The organism is Thermoplasmata archaeon, from assembly GCA_035632695.1.
Classification (GTDB): domain Archaea; phylum Thermoplasmatota; class Thermoplasmata; order RBG-16-68-12; family RBG-16-68-12; genus RBG-16-68-12.
The window spans coordinates 1-8384 of record DASQGG010000152.1; the positions used below are offsets into that span (position 1 = coordinate 1).

Here is an 8384-nt window from a genome sequence, read left to right on the forward strand (position 1 = left end):
GTCTTCCGCAGCAACACGTTCGACAACTACGCCAGCGGTCTCGAGTTCCAGACCGGGGGCGTCACGGTAACGGGGAACGCATTCACGAACCTGACCGAGGCAGGAGTCTGGATCTGCCCCAACAACCCTGCCTGCGCGGGCTCGAGTGCGAACACGTCGAACAACGTGTGGTACAACAACACGTTCACCTTCATCTCGGGCGGCTATCTCACGCACATGTCCCTGAGCAACGCCTTCTACAACACCTTCCTCGGCCACGGAGCGAGCCAGTGGACGGATGGGACGAACACGTATCCCGTGTACGGGGACTGGCTCTTCTTCGCGAACGGGCCGATCCAGGAGCTCGCGTTCGCGGATCGCCCGGACGGACATCGCACGCTTTCGTTGACCACCGGAGGACGCACGTACGGGGACCAGGAATCCCTCGCCGGGGTGACGGACAGCGCGGCGCTCACCGTGGACGGGACCCTGGACTACCGGGGCTCCGTCTACGGGAACACCGTACTCGGCGCGCTAAACCCCCGCGGGACCACGAGCCTCGATGTCGCGGGAATGGGAACCACGACGTTCACCATTCAGGGATTCGCGGCAGGCTACGTCTACAACGTCTCGGTGCGAGAGCTCAGCACGGGCGTGTACCGCAACGGCACCCTGTCCACGGACGGGAGCGGGTTCGCTCAGTTCTCCGTGGACTTCGGCGCGACGATGGCCACGTACTCCGTTACCCTGTGGGGGAGCTTCCCCGCGCCGCCCGGGGATACGACGCCTCCGGCCCAGGTCACGGACGTTCGGGCCTCGGTCACTGGTCCGAGCTACGCAGTCCTCCAGTGGACGGCGCCCGGGAACAATGGGACCGTCGGGCGGGCGAGCCAGTACGACCTGCGGTACAGCACGTCGGGACCCCTCACGAATGCGACCCTCGACCAGGGCACGAAGGTCGCCACGCCGGCGCCCGGGGTGTCCGGGTCCGAGGAGACGCTGAACGTGACCGGCCTTCAGCCCGACACCACCTATTGGTTCGCCCTGCGGACGGCGGACAACGTGCCCAACTGGTCACCCATCTCGAACAACCTCAAGATCGTGACGTCGCCATCGACTCGGCCCACGGTGCAATCGGCAGGGCTGGACCTCACCGCGGGGGCCATCGACCTCCTGTTCTCGTCACCCATGAACCGTTCGTCCGTGGAAGGCGCCATCCGGATTTCGAACGCGATTTCCTACCACGCCGTCTGGGTGGACGATCGTCATCTCCGGATCGTTCTCGATGAACCGCTCGGACCGGGCCTGCAGTACACGCTCACGGTCGCCGCCAATGCCACGGACCGGAATGGACTCGCGTTGGGCACCCCGTTCACGTACACGTTCACGGGCGCCCAGGCTGGGCGGTCGACGAACCCCGCGTGGGATCCGTGGGTTGGCCTCGCCATCGCCCTAGGACTGTCCGCGATCCTCGTCCTCTTCGTCATCTTCCGCGATCGCGCAATCGCGGGCCTGGGCAAGGGAATCCATCGGATGGTCCGCACGGTCCGGCGTCCGCCAAAGAAGCCCCCTCGTCCCCCGGATGACTCGGGTACGGACCCGCGCCGCGACTAAGGTTTCCTCCACGCCTGCCGGGACCATGGGCATCCGGACGCGCGCTATGCTGCTGTCCTCCAGGGAGCGGCAGAAGGCCTTTAACGAGATGACCGGATGCAGGGGTTCGCGCGGGGTGAACGGGGCACGCGACGGGAAGCAGGGATTGATGGTACCGGGGCCCATGCCAAACGCGCCTGGGATCCGGGGAACCGGAACGCGTCGGAGGAACGGTCGTCAGGCCCACAGGGTCCTTGGTGATTTCCACGACGCGGATCGCCTACTGCCTGCTCGTGCACAAGAATCCTTCGCAGGTAGCGAGGCTCCTGCGCGCCCTTTGGGATCCGGGGCACGTCTACTACGTGAACGTCTTCCGGGCGCTGGATCCGAAGGTTCAGGCCGTTTGGGAGCGAACCTTGGAGCCTCTCCGGGATCCCCGACTCACGGTCGTGTTCCGGTACGGCGCAGGCTGGGCGAACTTCAAGTGCGTGGCCGCGACCTTGGACGCCATGCGCCGGTTCCGCGACACGGACTACGACTACTTTGTGAACCTCACGGGGCAATGCTACCCGATTCAGTCCCGGGAGGAGATCAACCGGCGCCTTGCGAACTCGACGGAGACGTACATGGAGGCGAAGGACGATACGGACGACCTCAAGATCATGCGCCGATACACGCACAAGGTGTTCGTCCTGCCGATCTCGGAGCACGGCGCGCCGTTCCTGTACCCGCGGATTCGGAAGGAGCTGCCGGACGGGATGCGCCCCTACGGGGGTTCGGCGTACTTCTGCATGCGGAAGGAGCACGTGGCCTTCGTCCTTGACTACGTGGAGCACCACGAGGCGCTCCTCAAGTTCTACCGACGCGCGACCGATCCGGACGAGACGTTCTTCCAGGCGGTCCTGATGAACTCGTCTCTGAGGGATCGGCGGGTGGACGACAATCTGAGATACATCGATTGGCCCGAGGGAGCGTCGACGCCCCGGATCCTGACCATGCAGGATTGGCCCGCGCTCCGGGATAGCGACCGGCTCTGGGCCCGGAAGTTTGACGTCAACGTCGACGGCCGGGTCCTCGACGAACTCGATCGAAAGTGTCACCTCGCCTGAGCGAGGCGTCGCTCGCCTCCCCCTCCTCGTCTAGGGTCCCCAGGGTCCGCGTCCGTACGGGCTTCCCGGCATGGGGGGAGTCCCGCCGAAGCGACCCCAGAGCCACAGGTAGAGGAACATGCTCACGCAGAACAGGCCGAACGAAATGGCGCCCGCCCCGACGAAGGAGAGGCCGCGAACCCCAGGCAGGAACGGGTCGGGCGGGTTGATCCCGTTGAGGACGATCCGGAGGACGACGTAGATCCAGGCCATCAGGCTGGCGGCCCAGGTCGTGAGCACGGCCGCCCGCAGGAGGCGGCTCTCGCGGAACAACGGGACGACCATTGGCTCGGAGGCAGGGGCTTCCGGCTAATAGGCGCTTCGCTTGGCTCCGGGCCTGGAGGCTCTCGTCACCGGACCGTGACGTACAGGTGGACCTGCCGGTACGGGCTCGAGTACACCCCGTCCCGGAAGAGGAGGAACTGGACCTTCCAGAGGCCGACGGCGGGGATCGTGAAGGTGTACGGCTCCGTCCAGTTCGCGCCGTTCGCGACCGTGACCGTGACGTTGGTCCACGTGGTCCGGTTGACCTCGACGGTCTCGTTGAATCCCGCGGTCGCGTTGTAGACGATGCGCACCCCGACCCGGTCGACGCGGACCGTGTAGTTCACCGTCGCGGCCTCGTGGTTCGCGATGCCGATGATCACCCGCCCGGTCTCGTTCGCCGTGAGGTTCGTCGGGTAGGCGCTCGCGTTGCCTCCGGGGCCCAGGATGTAGAACTCCGTGAACGTCTCGCCCGGCCGCGGCGTCAGGACGACGTAGGCGAGGGTGCCGACCGCGACCACGATGCTCGCGGCGAGGGCCACCGTGAGGATCTTGTCCAGGAGGCCGTACTCCTTCCACTCGGGCAGGCCCAAGTCCACGGTCAGGGAGAGCCGCCGCTCCGGCGGCAGCTTCATCCGCCGCCAGTACGCCGCGTAGCCCACGCCGACCGTGAAGGCCGTGATCGTCGCGACGATGGGCGCGAAGCGGATGCCGAAGGGCGTGAAGTTCAGGAGGAGCCCGAGGAGCGGCACGACCGCGATGCTCAGGCCGAAGGCGAGGGCGATCCGCTCGATCCAGTCGATCTCGGGATGGCCGGCGAGGATGATGCCCGGGAACAGGGCGGCCACGAGCACGTACCCGGGGACGAAGAGGACGAGGAGGATCGCGAGGAGGTTGCCCACGTTGAGGGCGAGGAGCGCGGCCGCCATGACGGCCGTGTAGCCCACGGCCACGTACAGATCCCAGGGCTTCTCCTGAAAATGCAGCCGCACCGCAGGCCTCTCGCCGGGTGCAGGCGAGACGGTCGTTTAACGGTTTTCTTCCGCAGGCGGGTGCTCCCGCCACGCCCTGGGGGGCGCTCCCACCCATGAGCTCAAGGAGGCGCGGGCCGACCGCTCACTTCGAGCGTCGCGCCGCCGCCCGAGCCTGCGTCCGCCGCTGCCGTCGACGCTTCCACTTTCGGCTCTTCTGCTGGCCGCGCGAGGCCGTCCTGGAGCCCGTCCTTCCGGTTCCCGTCATCGTGGGGTCAGCAGTCGGGGTGTCACTTAAGGCTATGGACGCAATCCTCCGGGCCGCACCCTTGGAGGGCGAGGCCGCCGCGGCTCACCACAGGACGCCGCGCATCCGCAACCGCTCCACGAGGTCGCGGAACCGCTCGTGGCTGAACCGACGGTACCGCTCCCCTTCGTCGTACAAGACGGCACGGATCTGCTCGGCGCTGTGGCTCGCCAGGATGCCCTCCGTGGCCGACTCCATATCCTGACGGCCCTGGAGGGCTGCGACCACGACCTCGTTCAGGTGCTGATACGACCCGTCCGCGGTGGCTCGCTTTCGGGACATGGACCCGGGTCGCCAGGAGCCCGGTGCGGGGGATGAAGGGGACCGCGGGAGTGGTACGCGAAACTACTCGCGACCTTCGGAGGGAATCGGGCATGCCATCAGGGACAAACCCTGAAACCCGGAGGCGTCATGCCTCCGCGGAGAGCCTCATCGGATGCGAGCGGCACCGCGGACGAATCCACCATGACGGAACGACTCTTCAATCGGATCGCGAAGTATTACGACGTCCTCCACGAGGACGTCGATTACCCGGCGGAGGTTGCCCTCCTGGAGAAAGTCTTCGCGCGGTTCCTCGCTCGTCATCCCGCCTCCGTCCTGGATCTCGGCTGCGGCACCGGAAGCCACGCGTTGATTCTCGGGGAGCGGGGGTTCCGCGTCACGGGTCTCGATGCCTCCCCGGCCATGCTCCGCGTCGCCCGCGCGAAGGCCCGCGGCCGCCCGAACCCCGCGTTCGTCCGCGCGGACATGAGGTCCTTCGATCTCGGCGGGACGTTCGACGCGGCCATCTGCATGGATGGCGCGTTCACGCACCTCCTCACGGACCACGACGTGCTCGCCCACCTGCGCGCGGTCCGCCGCCACCTGAGCCCCGGCGGCGCGTACGTCTTCGAGTTCGCGAAGGCCTTGCACCCGGAGACGGAGGGACAGGGGTGGATCGTGCACGACGGTCCCGTGCAGATCGTCTGGCTGTACGACCTCTCCTTCGATCGATCGCGGCAACGGCTTACGGCGGAGAATCGGTTCTTCGCGTTCGCAGGCGACCGCCTCCGGCGGAGGTTCGTGAACACGTACTCCACGCGGGTGATGTCCGTGGCCGTCCTCCGGCGGCTCCTCGCGCGGGCCGGGATGCGCCTCGTCCGCGTGTACAGCACGGACGAGGGCTCGGGGCTCCGTCCCCTGCGAAGGGACGATCCACTTCCCATGGCCGTCGCGAAGCCCGACGCGTGATTGTCACATCCCCGTACGGGAACCGATGGCGACAGGGCCCGATCATCCGCCGCCGCTCTCGTCACGGCGGTCCTGGCGCTCCGCCTCTCGGATCATGCGGAGGCAATCCGGGCAGTCGACTCGTTGATACTCGAACGTGCGATCCCCGTGCTTGGCGCCGCAAAACGCGTTTCCGTCACGATCCGCAAGATGCAGCATGCTAGTCTCCGTGAGGCGCGGCGAGGACTTGGTCCTTTGCGGTTCGAGGGGATTCCCGCGGCGTCCCTGGAGCGTCTGAAACCCTGCGCCGATGGCAGGTCCAGATCTCCCGGGACACGTGGGGTGAGGCTCGCTCCGCGCGGCGGCGTCAATCGTGCTCGAAGACCATGACCAGGAACGGATTCGTCGCACCTCCGAAGAACCCGCCGGTCCCTCCCACGCTGGCCATCCCGGAGAGGCGCCACCCTCCGGCCGCGAACGCGTCCAATCTCGTCTGGACCTGCTTGGAGATGTTGGGAGCCGAGGTCCATCCCACGGCCGAGACGACGTCCACCTTGTAGGAAACCATCTTTCCCTCGGGCGGTCCCAGGGCGTCCTCAGGATTGAAAGGTTTCGGAACGGGTGCGGCGATCCCGCTACCACCAACGGGCGTCGCCGAGTTCGCGAATCACCCACTCGTGGTCCTCCCACTCGCCCATCTCCGCCAGCGCAAGGCCGATCGCATGATGCAAGGGTTCGTGGGTGAACACATGGACGAAGACCCGGAGCCAGGTGATCCGCTTGGGCAGATTGGCCATGTTCCAGAGGTGCACCGCGGTCGTGCTCCGGTACGCGTGCCAGCCCGCGTCCGGCGACCCGAACGTCACCGCGAGACGCAGGAACTTGTCCCGTTTCGCCCGCTCGACGATCGCCTGCTCGTGCGGGGGGACTTCGGACCTCCGAAAGTAGAAGACCCACTCGATGCCGCCGTCGCGCAGGGGTCGAATGCCTTTCAGGGCGGGCATGGCGGACGGCGACTCGATTCCCTGCGGGTAGATAGCTCCTCGCCGACGCGAAGACTCTGACCCGTCCATGGACGGCTTCCAAGGACGGCGGCGAATGCCGGCTCAACCGCCATCCCCGACGGGCCCGTGGGTGGGGACATGATACCCGGTTCCCTGTGGGTCCGAGCTCAGAGCCAGCGTTTCCAGGAGCGACTCCCCGACGACATCCGCGCGTACGTGCGAAGCGAGTGGGGCGGCGACCCGAGCGTCCTCGGTCCCGCGGTCCGTCGTCCGCCGCCGCCCCTCGGGGCACGGGTGCGTGTGTTCCTCCGGAGTCGCCTTGTCCGTCCCGGATCCGCGGTACCCGCCGCTCCGTCGCCCGTCCGGATCGAACCCGACCTCGCCGCGGCTCGTCGCCTTCCCATTGCGGAATGCGCCCACCCGCGGACGGAATACCTCGGCGCGACCGGGCTCACCGAATTCCTCCGCTGCCTGGTCTGCGGGGACCTCTTCATCCTCCAGCCCGGGCACGCCTGGCAGCTCCAGCGCAGCGTTCCCTGAGCGGGGGCTGAACCGATCGGCGAGGTCGACCGGTGCGGGGCGGTCACTTGTCGTGTCTCCGGACGCGGCCCGAAATGCGCAGTCGTCATCTACCGGGCCGGGGATAGTGCAACGGGGAGGCGACGATGGGCGCTTTCACTAAGCCATCCGATCGAGAGTTGCGAGAACGTCTGACCGCCGTGCAATACCGGGTCACCCAGCGAGAAGGCACCGAACCGACCTTCCGAAACGCGGACTGGCACCACACGGACGCCGGGATCTACGTCGATGTCGTCTCCGGGGAGCCCCTGTTCAGCTCGCTCGACAAGTACGACTCGGGGACCGGCTGGCCGAGCTTCACGAAGCCCCTGGTCCCGGAGAACATCGTCACCCACTCGGATCATGGACTGTTCATGGCGCGGACGGAGGTCCGCTCGAGGCACGCAGATTCGCATCTGGGGCATGTGTTCGACGACGGCCCGGCTCCGACCGGTCTGCGCTACTGCATGAACTCGGCGGCGTTGCGCTTCGTCCCCGTCGACCAGCTCGAGGCGGCGGGGTATGGGCAATATCGGCCTCTGTTCGCGCGCGAGCCGTCCACGAAGGAATGATCGGGCATCCGACCCGAGGGCCCATTAGTTCGGGTTCGAAGCACCGGCGGAGCGGATGCTGGCCGAGGCCTCGGGCGGCCCGAGAGCAACGAAAGTACCATAACCCTATGGGCCTGCGGAAGATTCCGGGGCCGGCGGTGGCCAGGAACCATGAGCGAGCACGACAGTGACCTCGGACGTTCGGCGAACGCGAACGCACATCGACTCGGCTTCTGGGCCGCCCTCCTGACGGCCATGATCTCCGCGGTGTTCATGGTCGTCGGCATCGCGACGCCTCCGCGGAGCGGCCCGTTCTGCGGGAGCGCGTGCGTCGCGTACCCGTACACGGCCGTCGCCTCGTTCATCCCCGTGGACTACGTCTGGCTGTACCCGGGCTTCCTGCTGGCGGCCGTCTTCGTCGTGCTCATGGCGTGCATCCATGCCGTTGCCGCGGAGGGAAGGAAGGTCTTCAGCCGCATCGCGCTGTCCTTCGCCCTGCTCTACGCGGGCATCATTCTGGTGGACTACTTCGTCCAGCTCACCGTGGTCGTGCCGAGCCTCCAGAGCGGGGAGACGTCCGGCCTCGCTCTGTTCACGCAGTACAACCCGCACGGGATCTTCATCACGTTCGAGGCGCTCGGGTACCTGATGATGAGCGTGACCCTCCTGTTCGCCGCTCCCGTGGTCTCGGGAGGACGGGCGGAGAGCATCGTCCGGTGGCTGTTCGTCGGGGATTTCGTCCTGGCGGTGGTCGCCTTCGTCGTCCTCGCGCTCCTGAACACGGGGATCGTGGCCTTCGA

Annotated in this window: 10 protein-coding genes and 1 pseudogene; 6 read left to right on the forward strand and 5 right to left on the reverse strand. The window is 67.0% G+C overall.

What is annotated here, in order from left to right; all coding sequences use genetic code 11:
* Together VEY12_09635 and VEY12_09640 are read left to right on the forward strand one after the other, a co-directional pair.
* Nucleotides 1-1593, forward strand: a 1593-nt coding sequence (locus VEY12_09635; protein HYM40380.1) for an Ig-like domain-containing protein, incomplete at its 5' end; no start/stop codon positions are given.
* A gap of 236 nt (nt 1594-1829) precedes the next feature.
* Nucleotides 1830-2681: a beta-1,6-N-acetylglucosaminyltransferase gene (locus VEY12_09640; GenBank protein HYM40381.1), complete on the forward strand. Its 852-nt coding sequence runs from the start codon at nt 1830-1832 to the stop codon at nt 2679-2681.
* A 30-nt stretch (nt 2682-2711) separates the two neighbouring features.
* Here VEY12_09640 and VEY12_09645 read toward each other — a convergent pair whose 3' ends face one another.
* The 3 genes from VEY12_09645 to VEY12_09655 all read right to left on the reverse strand — a co-directional run bounded on the left by VEY12_09645 (nt 2712) and on the right by VEY12_09655 (nt 4544).
* Entirely contained in the window at nt 2712-3005 is a 294-nt protein-coding gene (locus VEY12_09645) for a hypothetical protein (protein ID HYM40382.1), read from the reverse strand.
* A 65-nt stretch (nt 3006-3070) separates the two neighbouring features.
* Nucleotides 3071-3976, reverse strand: coding sequence for a DUF1616 domain-containing protein (locus VEY12_09650; GenBank protein ID HYM40383.1), 906 nt, complete (start codon nt 3974-3976; stop codon nt 3071-3073).
* Between the two features lie 331 nt (nt 3977-4307).
* On the reverse strand, nt 4308-4544 hold the full coding sequence (locus tag VEY12_09655; GenBank protein ID HYM40384.1) for a hypothetical protein: 237 nt from the start codon (nt 4542-4544) through the stop codon (nt 4308-4310).
* Between the two features lie 129 nt (nt 4545-4673).
* Between VEY12_09655 and VEY12_09660 the strand changes: the two genes are divergently transcribed.
* Nucleotides 4674-5492, forward strand: a complete 819-nt coding sequence (locus VEY12_09660; protein ID HYM40385.1) for a methyltransferase domain-containing protein — start codon at nt 4674-4676, stop codon at nt 5490-5492.
* Nucleotides 5493-5838: 346 nt separating this feature from the next.
* Here VEY12_09660 and VEY12_09665 read toward each other — a convergent pair whose 3' ends face one another.
* Together VEY12_09665 and VEY12_09670 are read right to left on the reverse strand one after the other, a co-directional pair.
* Complete coding sequence (locus tag VEY12_09665; protein HYM40386.1) at nt 5839-6039, reverse strand: hypothetical protein; 201 nt, start codon at nt 6037-6039, stop codon at nt 5839-5841.
* A gap of 67 nt (nt 6040-6106) precedes the next feature.
* Nucleotides 6107-6475, reverse strand: coding sequence for a hypothetical protein (locus VEY12_09670; protein ID HYM40387.1), 369 nt, complete (start codon nt 6473-6475; stop codon nt 6107-6109).
* A gap of 138 nt (nt 6476-6613) precedes the next feature.
* Between VEY12_09670 and VEY12_09675 the strand changes: the two genes are divergently transcribed.
* From VEY12_09675 to VEY12_09685, 3 genes and pseudogenes are all read left to right on the forward strand, one after another.
* Complete coding sequence (locus VEY12_09675) at nt 6614-7015, forward strand: hypothetical protein (protein ID HYM40388.1); 402 nt, start codon at nt 6614-6616, stop codon at nt 7013-7015.
* Nucleotides 7016-7149: 134 nt separating this feature from the next.
* Nucleotides 7150-7605, forward strand: a pseudogene (gene msrB / locus VEY12_09680) (peptide-methionine (R)-S-oxide reductase MsrB).
* A gap of 150 nt (nt 7606-7755) precedes the next feature.
* Nucleotides 7756-8384, forward strand: a 629-nt coding sequence (locus tag VEY12_09685; GenBank protein ID HYM40389.1) for a hypothetical protein, incomplete at its 3' end; no start/stop codon positions are given.